General features: G+C 62.0%; 20 protein-coding genes and 1 other RNA gene. 13 read left to right on the plus strand and 8 right to left on the minus strand.

Translation table 11 applies throughout. The features are described from left to right. Window positions 1–62: 62 nt before the first annotated feature. The 5 genes from carA to grpE form a co-directional block, all read right to left on the minus strand. Window positions 63–1199, minus strand: a complete 1137-nt coding sequence (gene carA / locus ACEWE8_RS20080) for a glutamine-hydrolyzing carbamoyl-phosphate synthase small subunit (protein ID WP_039602472.1) — start codon at window positions 1197–1199, stop codon at window positions 63–65. A gap of 374 nt (window positions 1200–1573) precedes the next feature. Further along, window positions 1574–2377, minus strand: coding sequence for a 4-hydroxy-tetrahydrodipicolinate reductase (gene dapB, locus ACEWE8_RS20085; protein WP_046788150.1), 804 nt, complete (start codon window positions 2375–2377; stop codon window positions 1574–1576). A 13-nt stretch (window positions 2378–2390) separates the two neighbouring features. Further along, window positions 2391–3515, minus strand: a complete 1125-nt coding sequence (dnaJ, locus tag ACEWE8_RS20090) for a molecular chaperone DnaJ (RefSeq protein WP_039602362.1) — start codon at window positions 3513–3515, stop codon at window positions 2391–2393. Between the two features lie 197 nt (window positions 3516–3712). Continuing rightward, window positions 3713–5638, minus strand: coding sequence for a molecular chaperone DnaK (gene dnaK, locus ACEWE8_RS20095; RefSeq protein WP_046788149.1), 1926 nt, complete (start codon window positions 5636–5638; stop codon window positions 3713–3715). A 101-nt stretch (window positions 5639–5739) separates the two neighbouring features. After that, the gene (grpE, locus tag ACEWE8_RS20100; RefSeq protein ID WP_012312638.1) at window positions 5740–6294 is read right to left on the minus strand and encodes a nucleotide exchange factor GrpE; all 555 of its coding nucleotides are present in this window, start codon (window positions 6292–6294) and stop codon (window positions 5740–5742) included. 191 nt (window positions 6295–6485) lie between these two features. Between grpE and recN the strand changes: the two genes are divergently transcribed. Beyond that, a complete protein-coding gene (gene recN / locus ACEWE8_RS20105; RefSeq protein ID WP_046788148.1) occupies window positions 6486–8159 on the plus strand; it encodes a DNA repair protein RecN in 1674 nt (557 codons plus the stop codon). A gap of 104 nt (window positions 8160–8263) precedes the next feature. Here the strand turns inward: recN and fur are convergent, their stop codons facing one another. After that, window positions 8264–8668 carry a ferric iron uptake transcriptional regulator gene (fur, locus tag ACEWE8_RS20110; RefSeq protein ID WP_046788147.1) on the minus strand — a complete coding sequence of 135 codons (405 nt, stop codon included), beginning with the start codon at window positions 8666–8668 and terminating at the stop codon, window positions 8264–8266. 97 nt (window positions 8669–8765) lie between these two features. Here fur and ACEWE8_RS20115 point away from each other — a divergent pair, with 97 nt between their 5' ends. Continuing rightward, window positions 8766–9302 (plus strand): outer membrane protein assembly factor BamE, encoded by a 537-nt coding sequence (locus ACEWE8_RS20115; protein ID WP_046788146.1) that lies wholly within the window; start codon window positions 8766–8768, stop codon window positions 9300–9302. 62 nt (window positions 9303–9364) lie between these two features. Here the strand turns inward: ACEWE8_RS20115 and ACEWE8_RS20120 are convergent, their stop codons facing one another. Further along, window positions 9365–9799: a type II toxin-antitoxin system RatA family toxin gene (locus ACEWE8_RS20120; RefSeq protein WP_012312635.1), complete on the minus strand. Its 435-nt coding sequence runs from the start codon at window positions 9797–9799 to the stop codon at window positions 9365–9367. Between the two features lie 162 nt (window positions 9800–9961). Here ACEWE8_RS20120 and smpB point away from each other — a divergent pair, with 162 nt between their 5' ends. After that, the gene (gene smpB, locus ACEWE8_RS20125) at window positions 9962–10444 is read left to right on the plus strand and encodes an SsrA-binding protein SmpB (protein ID WP_012312633.1); all 483 of its coding nucleotides are present in this window, start codon (window positions 9962–9964) and stop codon (window positions 10442–10444) included. 121 nt (window positions 10445–10565) lie between these two features. Here smpB and ACEWE8_RS20130 read toward each other — a convergent pair whose 3' ends face one another. Continuing rightward, window positions 10566–11333 (minus strand): FCD domain-containing protein, encoded by a 768-nt coding sequence (locus tag ACEWE8_RS20130; RefSeq protein WP_046788145.1) that lies wholly within the window; start codon window positions 11331–11333, stop codon window positions 10566–10568. A gap of 256 nt (window positions 11334–11589) precedes the next feature. Here ACEWE8_RS20130 and ACEWE8_RS20135 point away from each other — a divergent pair, with 256 nt between their 5' ends. The 10 genes from ACEWE8_RS20135 to ACEWE8_RS20180 all read left to right on the plus strand — a co-directional run bounded on the left by ACEWE8_RS20135 (window position 11590) and on the right by ACEWE8_RS20180 (window position 21971). Beyond that, window positions 11590–13260, plus strand: a complete 1671-nt coding sequence (locus ACEWE8_RS20135; RefSeq protein ID WP_395589356.1) for a lactate permease LctP family transporter — start codon at window positions 11590–11592, stop codon at window positions 13258–13260. A gap of 63 nt (window positions 13261–13323) precedes the next feature. After that, on the plus strand, window positions 13324–14469 hold the full coding sequence (gene lldD / locus ACEWE8_RS20140; protein ID WP_012312630.1) for an FMN-dependent L-lactate dehydrogenase LldD: 1146 nt from the start codon (window positions 13324–13326) through the stop codon (window positions 14467–14469). A gap of 73 nt (window positions 14470–14542) precedes the next feature. Next, on the plus strand, window positions 14543–17353 hold the full coding sequence (locus ACEWE8_RS20145; protein ID WP_046788143.1) for an FAD-binding and (Fe-S)-binding domain-containing protein: 2811 nt from the start codon (window positions 14543–14545) through the stop codon (window positions 17351–17353). A gap of 867 nt (window positions 17354–18220) precedes the next feature. Continuing rightward, a complete protein-coding gene (locus ACEWE8_RS20150; RefSeq protein WP_115273537.1) occupies window positions 18221–18490 on the plus strand; it encodes a hypothetical protein in 270 nt (89 codons plus the stop codon). Window positions 18491–18494: 4 nt separating this feature from the next. Continuing rightward, the gene (locus ACEWE8_RS20155) at window positions 18495–18743 is read left to right on the plus strand and encodes a DUF3077 domain-containing protein (protein WP_046788360.1); all 249 of its coding nucleotides are present in this window, start codon (window positions 18495–18497) and stop codon (window positions 18741–18743) included. 391 nt (window positions 18744–19134) lie between these two features. Further along, complete coding sequence (locus tag ACEWE8_RS20160) at window positions 19135–19404, plus strand: hypothetical protein (RefSeq protein ID WP_115273537.1); 270 nt, start codon at window positions 19135–19137, stop codon at window positions 19402–19404. A gap of 4 nt (window positions 19405–19408) precedes the next feature. After that, on the plus strand, window positions 19409–19657 hold the full coding sequence (locus ACEWE8_RS20165) for a DUF3077 domain-containing protein (protein WP_161871123.1): 249 nt from the start codon (window positions 19409–19411) through the stop codon (window positions 19655–19657). Window positions 19658–19807: 150 nt separating this feature from the next. Beyond that, window positions 19808–20101 (plus strand): hypothetical protein, encoded by a 294-nt coding sequence (locus ACEWE8_RS20170; RefSeq protein ID WP_046785172.1) that lies wholly within the window; start codon window positions 19808–19810, stop codon window positions 20099–20101. A 99-nt stretch (window positions 20102–20200) separates the two neighbouring features. Beyond that, window positions 20201–20592: a transfer-messenger RNA gene (ssrA, locus tag ACEWE8_RS20175) on the plus strand. Between the two features lie 173 nt (window positions 20593–20765). Beyond that, on the plus strand, window positions 20766–21971 hold the full coding sequence (locus ACEWE8_RS20180) for an integrase arm-type DNA-binding domain-containing protein (protein WP_340623228.1): 1206 nt from the start codon (window positions 20766–20768) through the stop codon (window positions 21969–21971). Window positions 21972–22064 lie beyond the last annotated feature (93 nt).

A 22064-nucleotide genomic window follows, 5' to 3' on the forward strand; every position in this document is an offset into this window, starting at 1 on the left:
CAATCTGGGTCAGGCGCTTCCGGGCGCGGCAGGTGCCGGCCCGGGGCCTTGAAGCAGGATGCTCAGCGGCGCTTGGCCATGGCATCGGTGAAACGATCGAACAGTGGCGCGACGTCGGTCGGGCCCGGGCTCGCTTCAGGGTGGCCCTGGAAGCTGAACGCGCTCTTGTCGGTACGCTCGATACCCTGCAGGGTGCCGTCGAACAGCGACTTGTGGATGGCGCGGACGTTACCCGGCAGGGTGGCTTCGTCTACGGCGAAACCGTGGTTCTGGCTGGTGATCATCACCACGCCGGTGTCCAGGTCCTGGACCGGGTGGTTGGCACCATGGTGACCGTGGCCCATTTTCACGGTCTTGGCGCCAGAGGCCAGCGCCAGCAGCTGGTGGCCCAGGCAGATGCCGAACACCGGAATATCGGTGTCGAGGATCTCTTTGATCGCCTGGATCGCGTAGTCGCATGGCTCCGGATCACCAGGGCCGTTGGACAGGAACACACCATCGGGGTTGAGCGCGAGCACTTCGCTGGCCGGGGTCTGGGCAGGCACCACGGTCACGCGGCAGCCACGGGCGACCAGCATGCGCAGGATGTTCAGCTTGACGCCGTAGTCGAAGGCAACAACGTGGTACGGCAGCTCGGAAGCTTCCAGGGTCGGGTGGCTGTCGGTTTTCAGCTCCCACACGCTGGAGCGCCACTCGTAACGCTCCTTGGTGGAAACGACCTTGGCCAGGTCCATGCCCTTGAGGCCCGGGAAGGCGCGGGCAGCGGCGATGGCGGCTTCTTCGCTGATGTTGTCACCGGCGAGGATGCAGCCGTTCTGAGCGCCCTTTTCACGCAGGATACGGGTCAGGCGACGGGTGTCGATGCCGGCGATGGCAACGACATTGTTGGCCTTGAGGTAGTCAGGCAGCGACTGGGTGTTACGCCAGTTGCTGGCCAGCAGCGGCAGGTCACGGATGACCAGGCCGGCGGACCAGACACGGTTCGACTCGGCGTCTTCCGGAGTGGTACCGGTGTTGCCAATGTGCGGGTAGGTCAGAGTAACGATTTGCTGCGCGTAGGAAGGGTCTGTAAGGATTTCCTGGTAGCCGGTCATAGCGGTGTTGAACACCACCTCACCAACGGTCTGACCGTCGGCTCCGATGGCTTCACCGCGAAAAATACTGCCGTCGGCAAGGGCGAGTATGGCTGGCTTTGTCAAGAAGACCTCCCGTAAATCAAGCATGAAAGGGCGATCGCAGGTTGCAAAAAAGCGGAGTGACGTATGGACACGTCACCCCGCTTCTATGTGCTGAATTCAATTCGCTGCGCGCTTTTAGTGGACACACTAAAGCTGTAGCTTACAGAAAAGTGCTTTTTTGGTCTACCGCAAATGTGCCTCTAAAACACATGATTGCGACAGACTGACCTTCTTGGGCAATGCACACGCGTGTAGGAGCGGCCTTGTGTCGCGAAAGGGTCGCGCAGCGGCCCCAGGGACCTCGGCAGCGCCGCAGAAAGCTGGGACTGCTGCGCAGTCCTTTCGCGACACAAGGCCGCTCCTACCAGGGATCACATGTACCCCGAGGGAACGGCTTAACGCAGCTCCAGCACATCCTGCATGTCGTACAAGCCCGCCTCGCGCCCATCCAGCCACAGCGCGGCACGCACCGCACCCTTGGCGAAGGTCATGCGGCTGGAAGCCTTGTGGGTGATTTCCAGGCGCTCACCTTCAGCGGCGAACAATACGGTGTGGTCACCGACCACATCGCCGGCACGCACGGTGGCAAAACCGATGGTCTGGCGATCACGCGCGCCCGTCTGGCCCTCACGACCATACACCGCCACTTCTTGAAGATCACGGCCCAGGGCATTGGCAACCACCTCACCCATGCGCAGCGCAGTGCCTGACGGCGCGTCGACCTTGTGGCGGTGGTGCGCCTCGATGATCTCGATGTCGACATCATCGCCCAGCACACGCGCCGCCATGTCCAGCAACTTCAGGCTGAGGTTGACGCCTACGCTGAAGTTGGCGGCGAAGACGATCGGGATGTCCTTGCCTGCCTCGGCCAGCAACTGCTTCTCCTCGCTGGTGAAACCGGTGGTGCCGATGATCATCGCCTTGCCATGCTTGCGGCAAAACGCCAGGTTCTTCAGGGTCACCGAAGGGTGAGTGAAGTCGATCAGCACGTCGAATTCGTCGGCAACCTTGGCCAGGTCATCCGACAACAGCACGCCGATCCGACCGAGCGCCGCCAACTCACCGGCATCCGCACCGACCAGCGAGCTGTCCGGGCGGTCGATCGCCGCCGTCAGCCCGGCACCCGGGGTTTGCTGCACGGCTTCGATCAGGGTCTTGCCCATCCGCCCAGCCGCGCCCATCACTGCAATACGTCGCATAGCCTGTTCCTTGTCAGAGATCGCCGAAGAAGCGCTTCACGCCATCGAACCAGCCATTGGCCTTGGGCGAGTGGGAGCTGTCGCCTTCGAGCGAGTCGCGCAGCTCTTCGAGCAGTTCACGCTGGCGACGGCTGAGGTTGACCGGGGTCTCGACCGCAACGCGGCACAGCAGGTCACCCGCACCACCACCACGCACCGGTGCCACACCCTTGCCACGCAAGCGGAACTGCTTGCCGGTCTGCGTGCCTTCCGGGATCTTCAGCTTCACACGACCATCGAGGGTCGGCACTTCCAGCTCGCCACCCAGAGCGGCATCGGTATAGCTGATAGGCACTTCGCAATACAGGTGCTTGCCGTCACGCTGGAAAATCTCGTGCTCACGCACGTTGATCACCACGTAAAGGTCGCCGGTCGGGCCACCATGGGTGCCTGCCTCGCCTTCGCCGGACAGGCGGATGCGGTCGCCAGTGTCGACGCCGGCCGGCACCTTGACCGACAGGGTCTTGTATTCCTCGACACGGCCTTCACCGTGGCACGAACCGCAAGGGTCGGTGATGATCTTGCCCTGGCCATGGCAGCGCGGGCAGGTCTGCTGCACCGAGAAGAAGCCCTGCTGCATGCGCACCTGGCCGATACCGCCGCACGTCGGGCAGGTCGACGGGGTCGAACCCTTCTTCGCACCACTGCCGTCACAAGGCTGGCAGTTGACCAGGGTCGGCACCCGAATGCTGACCGTGGTGCCGCGCACGGCTTCTTCCAGGTTCAGCTCCAGGGTGTAGCGCAGGTCGCTGCCGCGCGAAGCGCCACCACGACCACCGCCACGACCACCACCGAAGAAGTCACTGAACACATCGCCAAAGATGTCGGAGAAGTTGGCGCCACCGAAGCCTGCACCGCCGCCACCCATGCTCGGGTCGACGCCGGCGTGACCATACTGGTCGAACGCCGCCCGCTTGCTTGCGTCAGACAGTACTTCGTAGGCCTCGTTGGCCTCCTTGAACTTGTCTTCGGACTCTTTATCGCCCGGGTTGCGGTCCGGGTGGTACTTCATCGCCAGGCGGCGATAAGCCTTTTTCAGGTCTGCTTCACTGGCGCCGCGCTCGACACCCAGGACCTCATAATAATCACGCTTGGACATAGGTCATTTGCACCTTGTTGGGCGTTCGGCACCCGCGCCGCGCCGTCAGCACCCGCCTGAAGACCCGATGCGGCCCAGACAAATGCTGTAAAAATTCTCGAATTCCAGATACGCCAACGCGGGAGCAAGCCCCCGCGCGGCGACATCCTACCAGCTCACCGCCAAACGGCGGTGGGCTGGCCGACAACATGCAACGATTACTTCTTGTCGTCGCCTTTCACTTCTTCGAACTCGGCGTCAACCACGTCATCGTGCTTGGCTTCCGGCTCGGCCTGCTGAGCGCCGCCCTGAGGCTGTTCGGCCGACTGCTCGGCGTACATCTTCTGGGCTACCGGCGCGGAGACCTTGGACAGCTCTTCGACCTTGGCATCGATGGCAGCCTTGTCGTCGCCTTTCACAGCGGCTTCCAGGGCAACCACGGCCGCTTCGATGGCAGTCTTCTCTTCGGCAGTGACCTTGTCACCGGCGTCAGCGACCATCTTGCGGGTCGAGTGAACCAGCGCATCACCCTGGTTGCGGGCAGCGGCCAGCTCTTCGAACTTGCGGTCTTCCTCGGCATTGGCCTCGGCGTCACGCACCATTTTTTCGATCTCTTCGTCGGACAGACCGGAGTTGGCCTTGATCACAATCGACTGAGTCTTGCCGGTGGCCTTGTCTTTGGCGCCGACGTGCAGGATGCCGTTGGCGTCAATGTCGAAGGTCACTTCGATCTGCGGAACACCACGCGGTGCTGGCGGGATGTCAGCCAGGTCGAACTTGCCCAGCGACTTGTTCTGCGAAGCCTGCTTGCGCTCACCCTGCAGCACGTGAATGGTCACTGCGCCCTGGTTGTCGTCGGCAGTCGAGAACACCTGCGACTTCTTGGTCGGAATGGTGGTGTTCTTCTCGATCAGCGGGGTCATCACGCCGCCCATGGTTTCGATACCCAGGGTCAGCGGGCTGACGTCCAGCAGCAGTACGTCTTTCACGTCACCGGCCAGTACGGCACCCTGGATGGCAGCGCCCATGGCAACTGCTTCGTCCGGGTTGACGTCCTTGCGGGCTTCCTTGCCGAAGAAATCGGCAACGGCCTTCTGAACCAGCGGCATACGGGTCTGGCCACCGACCAGGATCACGTCGTCGATCTTGCTGGCGTCGATGCCTGCGTCTTTCAGGGCGATGCGGCAAGGCTCGATGGTACGGTTGACCAGGTCTTCCACCAGCGACTCCAGCTTGGCGCGGGAGATCTTCACGTTCAGGTGCTTCGGACCGGTCGCATCTGCAGTGATGTACGGCAGGTTGACGTCGGTCGACTGAGCGGAGGACAGTTCGATCTTGGCCTTTTCCGCGGCTTCTTTCAGACGCTGCAGGGCCAGAGGGTCGTTCTTCAGGTCCATGCCCGACTCTTTCTTGAACTCGTCGACGAGGTAGTCGATCAGGCGCATGTCGAAGTCTTCGCCACCCAGGAAGGTGTCGCCGTTGGTGGCCAGCACTTCGAACTGGTGCTCACCGTCAACTTCGGCGATTTCGATGACCGATACGTCGAAGGTACCGCCACCCAGGTCATAAACGATGACAGTGTGGTCGCCCTTGGCCTTGTCCATGCCATAGGCCAGCGCAGCAGCGGTCGGTTCGTTGATGATGCGCTTTACGTCCAGACCCGCGATGCGACCGGCGTCTTTGGTGGCCTGACGCTGGCTGTCGTTGAAGTAGGCCGGAACGGTGATGACCGCTTCGGTGACTGGCTCGCCGAGGTAGTCTTCGGCGGTCTTCTTCATCTTTTTCAGAACTTCGGCGCTGATCTGCGGCGGCGCCATTTCCTTGCCGGCAGCCTCGACCCAGGCGTCACCGTTGTTAGCCTTGACGATCTTGTACGGCACCAGCTTGATGTCTTTCTGCACGACATCTTCTTCGAAGCGGCGGCCGATGAGGCGCTTCACTGCGAACAGGGTGTTGTGCGGGTTGGTGACGGCCTGGCGCTTGGCCGACTGGCCAACCAGGATTTCGCCATCATTGGCGTAGGCCACGATCGAAGGGGTGGTACGCGCACCTTCGGCGTTTTCGATGACCTTGACGTTACCGTTTTCCAGAATGGAGACGCACGAGTTGGTGGTCCCCAGGTCGATACCGATGATTTTGCCCATGTTTACTCTCCCGAAACTTGAATTTGGTAGCAGCGACTACTTTGGCCAACTGCGGTAATACTTGAAGGCTTGACACCTAGATGGGGATGGCCCGTCAGATTTCAAGCCTTTTCATCGATAGAAGGCTGCGGCGCGCTCGGCGCCTTGCTGACCACCACCATGGCAGGGCGCAGCAGGCGGCCGTTGAGCAGGTAGCCCTTCTGGAACACGTTCAGCACGCTGTTGGGCTCTACCTCGGCGCTTTCCTGCATGGCCATGGCCTGATGGTGCTCGGCATTGAACGGCTGACCGTGCGGGTCGATGGCTTCGAGGTTGTAACGCTTGAGGGTGTCCTGGAACATCTTGAGGGTCAGTTCGACGCCTTCACGGATCTTCTTGACCTGCTCATCTTCAGCGCTGGAGTGCGCCAGAGCCAGCTCCAGGCTGTCGATCACCGGCAACAGGTCGCCGGCAAACTTCTCCAGGGCGAATTTGTGCGCCTTCTCGACATCCTGCTCGGCGCGGCGACGCACGTTCTGCAGGTCGGCGACGGCACGCAGGGACTGATCCTTGGCGGCGGCCAGCTGCTCCTCGAGCTCTTGAACGCGGGCGCCGTTATCCACTGCACCAGCCTCTTCGGCGTTAAGGTCTTTCTCATTCAGCTGTTCGTCAGCCATGGGGTCTCTCCTCCGCAATCTCTGTAGTACGAGCAAAGCTCGCCGTGTCTGCCGGCTATATGGGGCCGGAAAAATCAGCTTCAAGGGGCAAAGCGGTTTTCAGGTCGACGATGGAAACTGCGAGCAGGCATTGGCAGGCTCGAAAAAAGTACTGTATAAATAACCAGACCTGACTTCTCGGGAGCCGCCCCATGCTGGTGCATCTGTCCATTCACAACTACGCCATCGTCGAACACCTCGACCTCGAACTCGCCCGCGGCATGTCCGTCATCACCGGCGAGACCGGCGCAGGCAAATCGATCATGCTCGACGCCCTCGGCCTGGCCCTTGGTGATCGCGCCGACAGCGGCGTGGTGCGCCCTGGCGCGGACAAGGCGGACATCCTGGCCACCTTCGATCTGGTGGATATCCCCGAAGCGCACACCTGGCTGGCCGAGCGCGACCTGGACGACGGCGGCCCGTGCATCCTGCGCCGCGTCATCACGGCCGAAGGCCGCAGCCGCGGCTATATAAACGGCACGCCCTGCCCACTGGGTGACCTGAAGGCGCTCGGTGAACTGCTGATCGACATCCACAGCCAGCATGAGCACCAGTCGCTGCTCAAGACCGACACCCACCGCCGCCTGCTCGACGAATATGCCGGCGCCATCGACCTGTCCCGCCAGGTCCAGCTCGCAGCCAAGCGCTGGAACCAGACCCGCCTGGAGCTCGAGCGCCTGTCCAACTCCGGCGATGAGCAGCGCGCACGCCACCAGTTGCTCAGCTATCAGCTGGAAGAGCTCGACAACCTTGGCCTGGGTGAAAACGAACTGGAGCAGCTGGAGCAGGAACACAAGAACCTGACCAACGCCGAGGCCCTGTTCGGCATCTGCCGCCAGGTCATCGACCAATGCAGCGAAAGCGACTCAGGCAATGTGCTCGGCGCCCTCACCTCCAGCCTCAATCGCCTGGGCGCCGCAGCCAACACCCCCAAGGCGCTGGGTGAAGCCGCCAACCTCATCGCCAGCGCACAGATCCAGATAGAAGAAGCCGTAGGCGAACTCAACCGCTTCCTCGACAATTTCGACGCCGACCCCATGCGCCTGCAGGCCCTGGAAGAGCGCCTCGACACCATCTACACCCTGGCGCGCAAACATCGCGTGCACCCGACCGAACTGCCCCACCTGCAGCAGCAGTTGATGGAGGAGCTGGAAGGCCTGAATGCCAGCGACGAATCGATCGAGCGCCTGGGCGAAGAACTGTCGGCCTATGCCAAGCACTATCAGGAAAGGGCGATCGAGCTGAGCGCCCTGCGCCAGCAGGCGGCACAGCAGCTCGCCATCGCGGTCGAACAGGAGATCCAGCGCCTGGGCATGCCTGGCGGGCGGTTCTGCATCGAACTCACACCCAACGAAAGCAGCGACCTGTCGCCACACGGCCTGGAGCAGATAGAGCTGCTGGTGAGCGCCAACCCCGGGCAGCCGCTCAAAGGTTTGGCCAAGGTGGCCTCGGGTGGCGAACTGTCACGGATCAGCCTGGCGATCCAGGTCATCACGGCGCAAACCTCACGCATCCCGACACTGGTCTTCGATGAGGTTGACGTGGGCATCGGTGGCCCGACGGCCGAGATCGTCGGCCAGCTGTTGCGCCGCCTCGGTGAGCGCGGCCAGGTGCTGACCGTCACCCACCTGCCGCAGGTCGCGGCGCAGGGGCACCATCATTTGTTCGTGCACAAGGTGCGCAACAGCGACACCACGCACACTGCCGTAGCAAGCCTTGGCAAGCGCGAACGGGTCGAGGAAGTGGCGCGGATGCTGGGCGGTATCGACCTGACCAAGGAATCGCTGGCACATGCGCGCAAGATGGTGGTGTCCGGTAAGGCGTGATACTTGGTGTCATCGCCGACAGCCGGCTCACGCAGCTACCCCTGCAGCAGAAAGCACAAAGGCGACCCCAGGGCCGCCTTTGCTCTTCATAACGACCGCAATCGTTACTTTTTCTTACGCACGTAGAGGACCAGGTTGTGGTCCACCAGCTCGTAGCCATGCTCGGCCACGATCTCTTTTTGGCGCCGCTCGATTTCGGCGTCCATGAATTCGATGACTTCACTGGTGTCCACGTTGACCATATGGTCGTGGTGACCGCCGTCCGCCAGCTCGAAAACTGCGTGACCGCCATCGAAGTTGTGCCGTACCACCAGCCCAGCAGCCTCGAACTGGGTGAGTACGCGATAAACGGTTGCCAGGCCGACGTCCTCGCCAGCCTCCATCAGCGCCTTGTAGACATCCTCGGCGCTCATGTGACGTTGCTCGGTCGAGTCGAGCATCTGAAGGATCTTGACTCGAGGCAGTGTCACCTTGAGACCGGCTTTGCGCAATTCGCTATTTTCAACCATGGTCAGCTTTCTCGCCGATGCTGCTTCGCAGCTTCTCTTAATACGGGTATGATCGGGGTTTACGTTGTCCAGCCAAGATAGTGGAAGTCGCCCACCGATGCAAAACAACACCAAGCTCTTGCTAACCAGCCTCACCTTCGTGGGACTGCTCGCACTCGCCGGTTGCTCGTTTCCCGGGGTTTACAAAATCGACATCCAGCAGGGCAATGTCGTTACGCAAGACATGATAGACCAATTACGCCCCGGAATGACCCGCCGGCAAGTAAGGTTTATCATGGGCAACCCTCTGCTTCAGGATACTTTCAACACCAATCGTTGGGATTACCTGTACAGCCTGCAACCTGGTGGCGGCCAACGCCAGCAGGAGCGCATGAGCATCTTCTTCAACGACAGCGACCAACTGGTCAGCCTGTCGGGTGACTTCATGCCAGGCGTGAGCCGCGACCAGGAAATCCTGGGCGGCAGCGGTGATACCACGGTCAGCCCGGCCACCCAGCCAGGCCAGCCAGCGTCGCAACCGGAAGAGAAGCCGGCCAAACCTGGTTCGGTGGAAGAATCCATCCAGCGCGAGATCGACACCATCGAGACCACACCGGTGCCGACACCTGCCCCGCTGGAAACCTCGCCGCAGTAAATGCAGGCGCAAAAAAAGCCCGGATCAGTCCGGGCTTTTTTGTGCCTGATGACTTGGCAGCATCACGTATTGAGCTGCTTGGCACGCTGACAGAACGCATCCACCAGCGTGTTGGCGGCCTGATTGAACAGCGGCCCCAAGGTCGCCCGCACAATCGGCCCGGCGTAATCGAAGGACAGGTCCAGGCTGATCTTGCAGGCTTTTTCACCCAGTGCCTTGAACACCCACACGCCGTGCAGCTGGGTGAACGGCCCTTCTTCCAGGTTCATCTCGATGGACTGCCCCGGCACCAGCACATTGCGGGTCACGAACTGCTGGCTCATGCCCCCTTTGGCCACCTCCAGCTTGGCGCGCATGTGCGTGTCACTGGCTTCGAGCACCGTCGAAGCCGAGCACCAGGGCAGGAACTGCGGGTAGCTGGCTACATCATTGACCAGGTCGTACAGCGCCTGGGCAGGGTACGGCAGCAGGGCGGAGCGTTGAATATGGGTAGTCATCCAGGCGTCACTTCCAAGGCTGGGTGGCGGGCTTCGCAGCGTGCCAAAAACAGGTTCTGTGCGTAAGACAGGGCCTGTATTGTCCGGTATTCATTGCGGTGGCTCAAGCGCACCTAAATCCCGTAGCCGACCACGCGGTGACTTGCCTATAATGCCGCCCCTATGGCTAAACAAAAGAAACATCCGACCGGGACCATCGCGCAAAACAAAAAGGCGCGACACGATTACTTCATCGAACACAAGTTCGAGGCCGGGCTGGTCCTGTCCGGTTGGGAAGTAAAAAGCCTGCGGGCCGGCAAGGCGCACCTGACCGACAGCTACGTGCTGCTCAAGGATGGCGAAGCCTGGCTGTTCGGCAGCCACATCACCCCGCTGACCACTGCCAGCACCCACGTCATCGCCGACCCTATCCGCTCGCGCAAGCTGCTGCTGAACAAGCGCGAGCTGGAGCGTGTGGAAGCTGCGGTGGCGCAAAAGGGCTACACCTGTGTGGCCCTGGCGCTGTACTGGAGCAAGCACCTGATCAAGTGCGAGATTGCGCTTGGCAAGGGCAAGAAGGAATTCGACAAGCGCGACACCGTGCGCGAACGCGATTCCAACCGCGAGCTGCAGCGTGCGGTGCGCAACAAGGGCAAGGAAGACTAAAGGCTTCTTTCGCCTGTAGCGACCTTATCGCCGGCAAGCCGGCTCCCACAGGCAGCCCACTGGCTTGAAGTCGGTGGAGTACCTGTGGGAGCCGGCTTGCCGGCGATAGGGCCAGCAAACTTCAGCGCCCGCTGCGCCGCTCTGCCCGCGCTACGCGCTGGGCTTCGCTCTGCGCCTCTTCCAGCACCTCCTGCACATACAGAATGTGCCGGCTGGACACCTCCCGCGCATCATCCGCCCTGCCCTCGACAATCGCCTGGTACAACTCACGGTGCTGGCTGATCAGCATGTCCCGCGTCTCAGTACGCTGCTGGTACATGCCCCCGATGTTGGTCACCACGTTGCGCTTTAGCAGGTCGAACAGCCCGCGAATGGTATGCAGCAGCACCGCATTGTGGCTGGCTTCGGCAATCGCCAGGTGGAATCGCGCATCCGCCGCGCCCTCCTCTGCGCGCGTGACTTGGTCAGCCCGCGCATAACAGTCCTGCAGGGTGTCGAATGCAGCCTTGAGGCGCGCCCGATCTGGCTCGGTGGCGCGCTGGGCAGCGTAGTAGGCGCATGACGCCTCCAGGGTGTGACGGAACTCCAGCAAATCGCGCTGCGCCTCGGCGCTGTGCTCCAGCAGCTGCAGCAATGGGTCACTGAAGGTTGAACCGAGCGATTCGGCCACATAGTTACCGCCACCCTGCCGGCTGACCAACAGCCCCTTGGCCACCAGCTTCTGGATCGCCTCGCGCAGTGAGGGGCGCGACACACCGAACTGCTCGGCCAGGGCGCGCTCGGCCGGCAGCCGCTGGCCTGAGGTCAGCGTGCCTTCGAGAATCATCCCTTCCAACCGATCGACGATGTCGTCGGACAGGCGCCGCTGGCGGACCTGATCAAAAACCATCACATGCTCTCCACAAACCCCCGGCAAAGTTCAGGGGGCGTCTATTCTCGCCGATCCACGCCACGCCGACACCCATCAGGCGACGATTTTCAAACACCATCAGCCGCCCGCTCATCGGCACACGACCAAAGTTTTGCACAGGACAAATTGACACACCCATGACAGCGCTTTTAACCTAGCGTCCAGCCATTGTAAATTGGTCTTACCAATTATCCAATGCCAGTGCCTGACCAACAACAATTAGGGGCTACCCCATATGCAAACCTGGCAACAACTCTATTCCCCGCTTGGTAGTCTTGGCCTGTCCGCACTGGCGGCGGTCATACCCATCGTGTTCTTCTTCCTGGCCCTCGCCGTGTTCCGCCTCAAAGGCCACGTCGCCGGCAGCATTACCCTTGGATTATCGATGCTGGTGGCGATCTTCGCCTTCCAGATGCCGGTCGACATGGCCCTTGCTGCCGCGGGCTATGGCTTCCTCTACGGCCTCTGGCCAATCGCCTGGATCATCGTAGCCGCGGTGTTCCTGTACAAACTCACGGTCAAGAGCGGCCAGTTCGAGGTGATCCGCAGCTCGGTACTGTCGATCACCGACGACCAGCGCCTGCAGGTGCTGCTGATCGGTTTCTGCTTCGGTGCCTTCCTCGAAGGCGCGGCCGGCTTCGGCGCACCAGTGGCAATCACTGCCGCGCTGCTGGTGGGCCTGGGCTTCAACCCGCTGTACGCCGCCGGCCTGTGCCTGATCGCCAACACCGCCCCCGTGGCGTTCGGCGCCCTGGGCATCCCGATCATCGTCGCCGGCCAGGTCACGGGCATCGACGCCTTCCACATCGGCGCCATGACCGGCCGCCAGCTGCCTCTGCTGTCGTTATTCGTGCCGTTCTGGCTGGTGTTCATGATGGACGGCCTGCGCGGCGTCAAAGAAACCTGGCCTGCAGCCCTGGTGGCCGGCCTGAGTTTCGCCGTCACCCAGTACTTCACCTCCAACTTCATCGGCCCGGAACTGCCGGACATCACCTCGGCCCTGGCCAGCCTTGTCGCCCTGACCCTGTTCCTGAAGGTCTGGCAGCCCAAGCGCTCGTTCGCCGAAGCCAAAGGCAGCGTCGGCGCCGCCGTGGTCAGCAGCGGCGGCAGCCAGCCAAGCCCTTACAGCTTCGGTGAAATCTTCAAGGCCTGGTCGCCGTTCCTGATCCTCACCGTGCTGGTCACCATCTGGACCCTGAAACCGTTCAAGGCGGCGTTCGCCCCGGGCGGCGCGATGTACAACTTCGTGTTCAACTTCGCCATCCCGCACCTCGACCAACTGGTGATCAAGACCGCGCCGATCGTCGCCGCGCCGACCGCCATGTCAGCGGTGTTCAAGCTCGACCCGATCTCCGCCACCGGCACAGCGATCTTCCTGTCCGCGCTGATCTCCATGGCCGTATTGAAGATCAACTTCAAAACTGGTCTTACCACTTTCAAGGAAACCTTCTGGGAGCTGCGCTGGCCGATCCTGTCGATCGGTATGGTCCTGGCCTTCGCCTTCGTCACCAACTATTCGGGCATGTCTTCGACCATGGCCCTGGTACTGGCCGGCACCGGCGCCGCGTTCCCGTTCTTCTCGCCGTTCCTGGGCTGGCTGGGTGTGTTCCTCACAGGCTCCGACACCTCGTCCAATGCCCTGTTCGGTTCGCTGCAGGCCACCACCGCCCACCAGATCGGGGTCAACGACACCCTGCTGGTAGCAGCCAACACCAGCGGCGGCGTGACCGGCAAGATGATCTCGCCGCAGTCGATCGCCGTGGCCTGCGCAGCCACCGGCCTGGTCGGCAAGGAGTCCGACCTGTTCCGCTTCACCGTCAAGCACAGCCTGTTCTTCGCCACCATCGTCGGCCTGATCACCTTGGTACAGGCCTACTGGCTGACCGGCATGCTGGTCCATCACTAAAGTGAAAGGGGCCGGGCGCCACCGAGCGCCCGGCATCTCCTTCAACCCACGCTGCGAGAATCCATGATCATTTCCGCCTCCACCGACTATCGCGCCGCGGCCCAACGCAAGCTGCCCCCCTTCCTCTTCCACTATGCCGACGGCGGCGCGTACGCAGAGCACACCCTGCGCCACAACGTCTCGGACCTGGCCGGCATTGCCCTGCGCCAGCGGGTGCTGAAGAACATGTCCGAGCTGAGCCTGGAAACCCGGCTGTTCGACGAAACCCTGAGCATGCCCGTGGCCCTGGCCCCGGTCGGCCTCACCGGTATGTATGCCCGCCGCGGCGAAGTGCAGGCAGCCCGTGCGGCAGCCGCCCATGGCATCCCCTTCACCATGTCTACCGTGTCGGTCTGCCCGATCGAAGAAGTGGCGCCAGCCATCGACCGGCCGATGTGGTTCCAGCTGTATGTGCTCAAAGACCGCGGCTTCATGCGCAACGCGCTGGAGCGGGCCAAGGCCGCCGGGGTCAAAACCCTGGTGTTCACCGTCGACATGCCGGTGCCAGGCGCCCGTTACCGTGATGCACACTCCGGCATGAGCGGTGCCAACGGGCCAATGCGCCGCGTGTTGCAGGCCATGACCCACCCCGAATGGGCCTGGGACGTTGGCGTGATGGGCCGCCCGCACGACCTGGGCAACATTTCCAAATACCGCGGCAACCCCACCGGCCTTGCCGACTACATCGGCTGGCTGGGTAGCAACTTCGACCCGTCGATTTCCTGGAAGGACCTGGAATGGATCCGCGAGTTCTGGGACGGCCCGATGATCATCAAAGGCATCCTCGACGCCGACGACGCACGTGACGCGGTCAAGTTCGGTGCCGACGGCATCGTCGTCTCCAACCACGGCGGCCGCCAGCTCGACGGCGTGCTGTCCAGCGCCCGTGCGTTGCCGGCGATTGCCGACGCAGTGAAAGGCGACCTGAAAATCCTCGCCGACTCCGGCATCCGCAGCGGCCTCGATGTAGTGCGCATGATCGCCCTGGGCGCAGACACCGTACTGATCGGCCGCGCCTTCCTCTGGGCCCTGGCCGTGCATGGCCAGGCCGGGGTGAAGAACCTGCTCGAACTGTTCGAAAAAGAAATGCGCGTGGCCATGGTGCTTACGGGCGCCAAGGCGATCAGCGAGATCAGCCGCGACTCGCTGGTACGCGAACTGGGCGCTTGAGCGCCTGCAAAAACACCGCCTGTATGACCGGGCATGCGGCGCGCCAGACGCCGTGGCCCGGTGAGGAGATAGCATGAGCCTGCCCGCCGCATTCCTGCGTGATGCCGAGCGCCTGATACCCGCCGATCGCCGTTTCGACGACGCCACGTCCACCCTGGCCTTCGGCACCGACGCCAGTTTCTACCGGCTGATCCCCAAGCTGGTCGTGCGCGTGGAGTCGGAGGACGAAGTGGTCGGGCTGCTGCAACTGGCCCAGCGCGAGCGCGTGCCGGTGACCTTCCGCGCCGCGGGCACCAGCCTGTCCGGCCAGGCTATCAGTGACTCGGTGCTGATCGTGCTCGGCGATAACTGGGGCAACAAAGAGATCCGTGGCCAGGGCGAACAGATCCGCCTGCAACCGGGGGTTATCGGTGCCCAGGCCAACGCCTGGCTGGCCCCTTACGGGCGCAAGATCGGCCCGGACCCGGCCTCGATCAATGCCTGCAAGATCGGCGGCATCGTTGCCAACAACGCCAGCGGCATGTGCTGCGGCACCGCACAGAACACCTACCACACCCTGGCCGGCCTGCGCCTGGTGCTGGCTGACGGCACGCGCCTGGACAGCGAAGACCCGGCCAGCGTTGCCGCCTTTGAAAACAGCCACGCCGACCTGCTCGAAGCGCTGGCCCGGCTTGGCCGCGAAACCCGCGCCAACACCGCACTGGCAGAGCGCATCCGGCACAAGTACCGGCTGAAGAACACCACCGGCCTGTCGCTCAACGCCCTGGTGGACTACGACAAGCCGCTGGATATCCTCCAGCATTTGCTGGTTGGGTCTGAAGGTACGCTGGGCTTCATCAGCGCCGTCACCTACGACACCGTGCCCGATCACCCGCACAAGGCCAGCGCGCTGCTGGTGTTCCCCAGCGTGGAAAGCTGCTGCCGCGCGGTGACCGTGCTCAAGCGCCAGCCGGTGTCCGCCGTGGAGCTGCTCGACCGCCGCAGCCTGCGTTCGGTGCAAAACATGCCGGGCATGCCGCTGTGGGTAAAAGGCCTGTCGGACAATGCCTGCGCGCTGCTGATCGAGTCCCGCGCCGCCAGCCAGAGCCTGCTGCACGAACAACTGCAACAGGTCATGGCCTCTATCGCCGAATACCCGCTGGAACAGAAAGTCGACTTCAGCGAAGACCCGGCGGTGTACAACCAGCTGTGGAAGATCCGCAAGGACACCTTCCCCGCCGTCGGCGCCGTGCGCCAGACCGGCACCACGGTGATCATCGAAGACGTCACCTTCCCCGTCGAGCAACTGGCCGAAGGCGTCAATCGCCTGATCCAGCTGTTCGACAAGCACCACTACGACGAAGCGATCATTTTCGGCCATGCGCTGGAGGGCAACCTGCACTTTGTCTTCACCCAGGGTTTCAACAGCGCGCAAGAAGTCGCGCGCTACCAGGCCTTCATGGATGACGTGGCGCAACTGGTGGCCGTGGAGTTCGGCGGCTCGCTCAAGGCCGAGCACGGCACCGGCCGCAACATGGCGCCGTTCGTGGAGCTGGAGTGGGGGCATGACGCCTATCAGCTGATGTGGACGCTCAAGCGCCTGCTCGACCCCAACGGCATCCTCAACCCCGACGTGGTGTTGAGCGAAGACCCGGACATTCACCTGAAAAACCTGAAGCCGCTGCCCGCCGCCGACGAGATCGTCGACAAATGCATCGAGTGCGGCTTCTGCGAACCGGTCTGCCCGTCCAAAGGCCTGACCCTCAGCCCACGCCAGCGCATCGTCATGTGGCGTGACATTCAGGCGAAAAAACGCGCCGGCATCGATACCCGCGCACTGCTGCAGACTTACCAGTACCAAGGCATCGACACCTGCGCCGCCACCGGCCTGTGCGCCCAGCGCTGCCCGGTGGGCATCAATACCGGCGAGCTGGTGAAGAAGTTGCGCAGCCAGGCCGCCGAGCATGCAAAGACCGCCGACTGGCTGGCCGAGCACTTCCCTACTGCACTGGGTGGCGCCCGCCTGACCCTGACCGCCGCCAACACCGCCCGCAAGCTGCTCGGCGCCCCACGCCTGGGCCGCCTGAGTGCCTCGTTGAGCAAGGCCAGCAAAGGCCGCCTGCCGCAATGGTCCCCCGCCATGCCGCAGCCGTTGCGCAGCATCGATTTCGGCCCGGCGAGCAACGATGCCCGGCCACGGGTGGTGTACCTGGCGGCTTGCGTATCACGAGTGATGGGCCCGGCCTATGCCGACCGCGAGCAAAGTTCACTGCTGGACAAGACCCGCGCCCTGCTGGAAAAGGCCGGTTACCAGGTGGTGTTCCCCGGCAACGCCGACAGCCTGTGCTGCGGGCAACCGTTCGCGTCCAAAGGTTACCCCGAGCAAGCGGAGCACAAGCGCCAGGAGCTGATCAACGCGCTGCTGCACGCCAGCCGCGGCGGCCTCGACCCCATCTACTGCGACACCAGCCCCTGCACCCTGCGCCTGGTGCAGGACCTGGGCGAAACCCGCCTGGACCTCTACGACCCAGTGCGCTTCATCCGCACCCACCTGCTGGACAAGCTGGAGTTCACCCCACAAAACGAGCCGGTGGCGGTGCACGTGACCTGCAGCACCCAGCACCTGGGTGAAAGCCAGGCGCTGATCGACCTGGCGCGGCGCTGCAGCACGCAAGTGGTTATCCCGGAAGGGATTCACTGTTGCGGGTTTGCCGGTGACAAGGGCTTTACCACACCAGAGCTCAATGCCCACTCACTGCGCAGCCTGAAGGACGCAGTGCAGTATTGCAGTGAAGGGATTTCCACCAGCCGGACCTGTGAGATCGGGTTGTCCAGCCACAGCGGGATCGATTACCACGGGTTGGTTTACCTGGTGGATCGCGTCACCCGTCCGCGTACGCTCTGATCTGCCCGCTGATTCGCCGGCAAAACCGGCCCCGGTGGTAGCAACGGTCTTGCTCAACTTCTAAAAGCTGGCGCGATCCAGGTGGGAGCCGGCTTGCCGGCGATGGGCCGCAAAGCGGCCCCAGATGCTCGCTGGTCCCGTCGAGCGCGCTCGTGCTATTACAGCTCCGCTATGGGGGCTGCTGCGCAGCCCATCGCCGGCAAGCCGGCTCCCACCGCGACCGCGCAGTTCTTCAGCCCTGCGCTTTACCTGTGTAAGCAACCGTCTTGCCCAATTTCTAAAAGCTGGCGCAATCCATGTGGGAGCCGGCTTGCCGGCGATCGAGGGCGCAGCCCTCGCCTACGCCCTCCACCCGTAAGACATTCCCTAACCCGCAACCAAACGCTTCTGAATTGGATGCTTCGGCCTGCCCAGCCACAGCCAGATTCATTAACACGCTGCCCGCGCCCCATCTGATCTCTCCTCTAATTCACCGGCAAACGCTGCCCCCCGGTGGGAGCCGGCTTGCCGGCGATCGAGGGCGCAGCCCTCGCCTACGCCCTCCACCCGTAAGACATTTCCTAACCTGCAACCAAATGCTTCTGGATTGGATGCTTTGGGAATTATCCTACGACCGCCGCTGCCGTTTCGCTGTTGTTGCTCACAACCATCAGGGCTAACTTCCCTGGGTCGTCATCTTTGACGATTTGGGTGTGAGAGCCCGCAAATTTCGGCAGTACTGCTATGGCAGCCGCAACGCGGGCAGGCTTCGGCCTGGCCGGCTTATGCCGATCTTTGCCGGTCTCTCACCCCGCGTTCGGCTGCCACCTTATTCTGTGAGAGGAAGACGAAGGGCAGCTCAAATCCAGCCACGATCGGATCTGCACCATGAAGAAAATCGTACCCGACCCACCCCGCTCCAAACTCCTCACCAACCCGTACTTCTCCATCCACAGCGACATGCCCCCTCCAGACGCCCTTGCCCACGCCAGCGAACTGCTGCGCGGCGTCGCCGAAACCATCGACGAACACTGCCGCACCCACGCCGGCGAACCGGGCCTGAGCATGCTCAGCAACGCCGAGCATGCCTGCGAGACGTCCAGAGCCCTGATCGAGCATGCCTTGACTGGCCTCTACAACGCGCAAAGGCAGAGGTGACTCAATGAATGACGCGTTGAAAAACCTCACCACAGCCGGCAGTGAAACCTTCGACCTGTTTCGCCTGCAACCGGGCGTGCCTTTCGAGCACGCCTTCAGCCAGCTATCAGTACTGCTCGGTTGCATACGCCACCTCACCACCGAAGCCGAAATGGAAAACGACCGCAAGGCCGGCAGCGCGGCGCGCATCCTGAGCGAGATGGCCAAGGCACTGATCGACGACATCGAGCTTGGGCTGAACAAATCCCACTGATGCCACCCGGGCCGCGCTGCGGCCCAATTGCCGGCGATCGAGGGCACAGCCCTCACCTAAGCCCTCCACCCGTAAGACATTTCCTAACCTGCAACCAAATGCTTCTGGATTAAATGCTTTGGGATTTATCCTACGACCGCTGCTGCCGTTTCGCTGTTGTTGCTCACAACCATCAGGGCTAACTTCCCTGGGTCGTTTTCGAACGACAGGGTGTGAGAACCCCGTAAACATGACAGCAGCCTCGTAATGGCGGCCCTGCGTGGGCAGACCTCGGTCTGGCCGGATTTCCCATGTTTACCGGTTTCTCACCCCACGCATGGCTGCCACCCAATCCCGTGAGAAAGGATCGCGTAGGCAGCTCCTGTTGAGTAATCAAACTGGGATCTGCACCATGAAGAAAATCGTACCCGACCCACCCCGCTCCAAACTCCTCACCAACCCTTACTTCTCCATCCACAGCGACATGCCCCCACCAGACGCCCTGGCCCACGCCAGCGAACTGCTGCGCGGCGTCGCCGAAACCATCGACGAACACTGCCGCACCCACGCCGGCGAACCGGGCCTGAGCATGCTCAGCAACGCCGAGCATGCCTGCGAGACGTCCAGAGCCCTGATCGAGCATGCCTTGACTGGCCTCTACAACGCGCAAAGGCAGAGGTGACTCAATGAATGACGCGTTGAAAAACCTCACCACAGCCGGCAGTGAAACCTTCGACCTGTTTCGCCTGCAACCGGGCGTGCCTTTCGAGCACGCCTTCAGCCAGCTATCAGTACTGCTCGGTTGCATCCGCCACCTCACCACCGAAGCCGAAATGGAACACGACCGCCAGGCCGGCAGCGCGGCGCGCATCCTGAGCGAGATGGCCAAGGCACTGATCGACGACATCGAGCTTGGGCTGAACAAATCCCACTGATACCACCCGGGCCGCGCTGCGGCCCAATCAGCGGCACCACCCCGCCGCACACCATCATGTCGCCAAGCCAACACCCCGATTGAACCCTCGGCAAACCCCGACAGTCCACCCTTACAGGCCCACCTTCCAGAGGCCTTCAAGGAGACACCCATGAAAGGTACCGCGCTTTCGGCCCTCTTCGCGGCCGCTACCCTCCTGGCTTCACCGGTGTTCGCTGCTGACGACCTGTGCACTATCAACCTGCAGAAGATCGACAACCAGATGGCCACCGCCGGTGCCACCTCCGAAGGCCTGGACAAGGCCATCACCGAACACGTCGACAAGGCCAAGGCCGCGCAGGCGTCGGGCGACACCAAAGAATGCATTGCCATCTCCACCAAAGTGCTCGAACGCCTGGAAAAAACCGACAAGGGCAGCGGCTCGGCCGGTGGCAGCGGTAGCTAAGCTTTGAGCGGGCGGCAAGAAGCGGCTGTCGACGCCGCCCGCGCAAAGGCGTATACTCAGCAGCACGTGCCGAAAGGTACGTCAGCTAGAGCTGAGTGTGGGGCCGATTAGGATTCGACGCCGGTAGCGAAACTCTAGGTGCATGCCGAGTTGGTAACAGAACTCGTAAATCCACTGTTGCAACTTTCTATAGTTGCCAATGACGAAAACTACGAGGGTTACGCTCTCGCTGCGTAAGCAGCTGAGCCCGCTCTCCTGGTAGCTTCGGCTCCAGCAATCATCAGGGGATGCCTGTAAACCCGAAATGATTGTCATACAGAACAGGATCGTCGTGTAGCACGTTGGGGGCAAAGCGACTAAAACTTACCCAACTCGTCCAAAGCACCCTGCCCGTCGGGCGGCTGCGGATTAACTCAATAGACACGGCTAAGCATGTAGTACCGACAGCGGAGTACTGGCGGACGGGGGTTCAAATCCCCCCGGCTCCACCAATTTTTCTTCCCAGGAAGACCCAGAAAAGCCGTAAAGCCTAGAGAAATCAAAGCTTTACGGCTTTTTTATTGCCCGCGTTTTCCCACCTTATCCCAGGGCATCCCACGATTGACGGGGGCACATATGGGGGCATAAAACGCTCATCTGCTCGTTCGGAGAGGATGTGCCCCCAATGCCCTTGAAAGACACCAACTGCCGCAACGCCAAGCCCCAGGACAAGCCGTACCGCCTGTATGACGAACAGGGCTTGTACCTGGAAGTGCAGCCCAACGGAGGTCGTTACTGGCGCTTGAAGTACCGCTTTCTGGGAAAGGAAAAGCGCTTAGCGCTTGGTGTTTATCCTGAGGTCGGCCTGCAGGAGGCCCGGCGCAAGCGTGATGATGCTCGCGTTCAGCTTGCCGGCGGCCAAGACCCTTCGCTGCAAAGACGCATGGCCAAGGTGGTCAGCCAGCTCGATCACCAACACACCTTTGAGTCGGTCGCAAAGCAATGGCTCACTATTCGCGAGTCAACCTGGGATCCGGAATATACCCGCACGGTGCGGCAGCGCCTTGAGCTCAATGCCTACCCCTGGCTGGGAAAACTCCCGATCAGCAGCATCAGCACGCCCATGCTGGTCGAAAACCTGCAGCGCATCATCAAGCGCGGCGCTCGCGAGACGGCGCGTCGTGTTGCCCAGATCTACAAACAGATTTTCGAGTTCGCCGAAGCTGCCGGTATCACCCCGCCCAACCAGATTGGCAATCTCTCACGTACGCTCCCAGCCAAGCGGGTGAAACACTTTGCTGCCGTGACCGATCCTGAAAAACTCGGGGCACTGCTCAAAGCACTGGATAGCTACACGGGGACAATGCCTGTTTGTTGTGCACTCAAGCTGGCCCCATTGCTGTTCTGCCGGCCCGGTGACCTGCGCCACATGGAGTGGTCGGAGGTCAATCTGGATGCGGGCGAGTGGTTGATTCCCGGCCACAAGATGAAAGGGCTCACTGCCACCAAACAGGATCGTCCGGATCATTTGGTTCCCCTGAGCCAGCAAGCAATCGCTGTTCTGCGCGAGCTGAAACCACTCACCGGCAGACATCGATACGCCTTCCCCTCGGCACGAGGAGGCGACCGGCCGATGTCCAACAATGCCGTACTCAGCGCATTACGCCGCATGGACATCAGCGGCGACGAAATGACTGGGCACGGCTTTCGTGCGACAGCGAGAACCATAGGTGCGGAGGTGCTGGGATTTCGCCCAGATCTCTTGGAGCATCAGCTTGCTCACACAGTAAAAAATCCGCTGGGACGCGCGTACGATCGAACCAGCTTCTTGCCAGAGCGGCGTGAAATGATGCAGATCTGGGCCGACTTTTTGGACTCGATAAAACGCTGAATGCAAGCGCCCCCATCAGTCAGCGAGCCCTCAAGCTAATACGAGCACTATCTTATCGCTCCAGTACTGGCTGAATTGCTAAACTGCGCCGAT

Origin of the sequence: Pseudomonas sp. TR47, from assembly GCF_044143025.1 — a bacterium.
GTDB classification, from domain to species: domain Bacteria; phylum Pseudomonadota; class Gammaproteobacteria; order Pseudomonadales; family Pseudomonadaceae; genus Aquipseudomonas; species Aquipseudomonas putida_E.

Coding starts and splice junctions, on each gene's coding strand:
- ACEWE8_RS20120 (WP_012312635.1), bottom strand. CDS start 9,799: ATGACTACCCATATTCAACGCTCCGCCCTGCTGCCGTACCCTGCCCAG.
- dnaJ (WP_039602362.1), bottom strand. CDS start 3,515: ATGTCCAAGCGTGATTATTATGAGGTCCTGGGTGTCGAGCGCGGCGCC.
- grpE (WP_012312638.1), bottom strand. CDS start 6,294: ATGGCTGACGAACAGCTGAATGAGAAAGACCTTAACGCCGAAGAGGCT.
- ACEWE8_RS20130 (WP_046788145.1), bottom strand. CDS start 11,333: ATGGTTTTTGATCAGGTCCGCCAGCGGCGCCTGTCCGACGACATCGTC.
- lldD (WP_012312630.1), top strand. CDS start 13,324: ATGATCATTTCCGCCTCCACCGACTATCGCGCCGCGGCCCAACGCAAG.
- recN (WP_046788148.1), top strand. CDS start 6,486: ATGCTGGTGCATCTGTCCATTCACAACTACGCCATCGTCGAACACCTC.
- ACEWE8_RS20115 (WP_046788146.1), top strand. CDS start 8,766: ATGCAAAACAACACCAAGCTCTTGCTAACCAGCCTCACCTTCGTGGGA.
- ACEWE8_RS20160 (WP_115273537.1), top strand. CDS start 19,135: ATGAAGAAAATCGTACCCGACCCACCCCGCTCCAAACTCCTCACCAAC.
- fur (WP_046788147.1), bottom strand. CDS start 8,668: ATGGTTGAAAATAGCGAATTGCGCAAAGCCGGTCTCAAGGTGACACTG.
- ACEWE8_RS20180 (WP_340623228.1), top strand. CDS start 20,766: ATGCCCTTGAAAGACACCAACTGCCGCAACGCCAAGCCCCAGGACAAG.
- dnaK (WP_046788149.1), bottom strand. CDS start 5,638: ATGGGCAAAATCATCGGTATCGACCTGGGGACCACCAACTCGTGCGTC.
- dapB (WP_046788150.1), bottom strand. CDS start 2,377: ATGCGACGTATTGCAGTGATGGGCGCGGCTGGGCGGATGGGCAAGACC.
- ACEWE8_RS20170 (WP_046785172.1), top strand. CDS start 19,808: ATGAAAGGTACCGCGCTTTCGGCCCTCTTCGCGGCCGCTACCCTCCTG.
- ACEWE8_RS20150 (WP_115273537.1), top strand. CDS start 18,221: ATGAAGAAAATCGTACCCGACCCACCCCGCTCCAAACTCCTCACCAAC.
- ACEWE8_RS20135 (WP_395589356.1), top strand. CDS start 11,590: ATGCAAACCTGGCAACAACTCTATTCCCCGCTTGGTAGTCTTGGCCTG.
- smpB (WP_012312633.1), top strand. CDS start 9,962: ATGGCTAAACAAAAGAAACATCCGACCGGGACCATCGCGCAAAACAAA.
- ACEWE8_RS20165 (WP_161871123.1), top strand. CDS start 19,409: ATGAATGACGCGTTGAAAAACCTCACCACAGCCGGCAGTGAAACCTTC.
- ACEWE8_RS20155 (WP_046788360.1), top strand. CDS start 18,495: ATGAATGACGCGTTGAAAAACCTCACCACAGCCGGCAGTGAAACCTTC.
- ACEWE8_RS20145 (WP_046788143.1), top strand. CDS start 14,543: ATGAGCCTGCCCGCCGCATTCCTGCGTGATGCCGAGCGCCTGATACCC.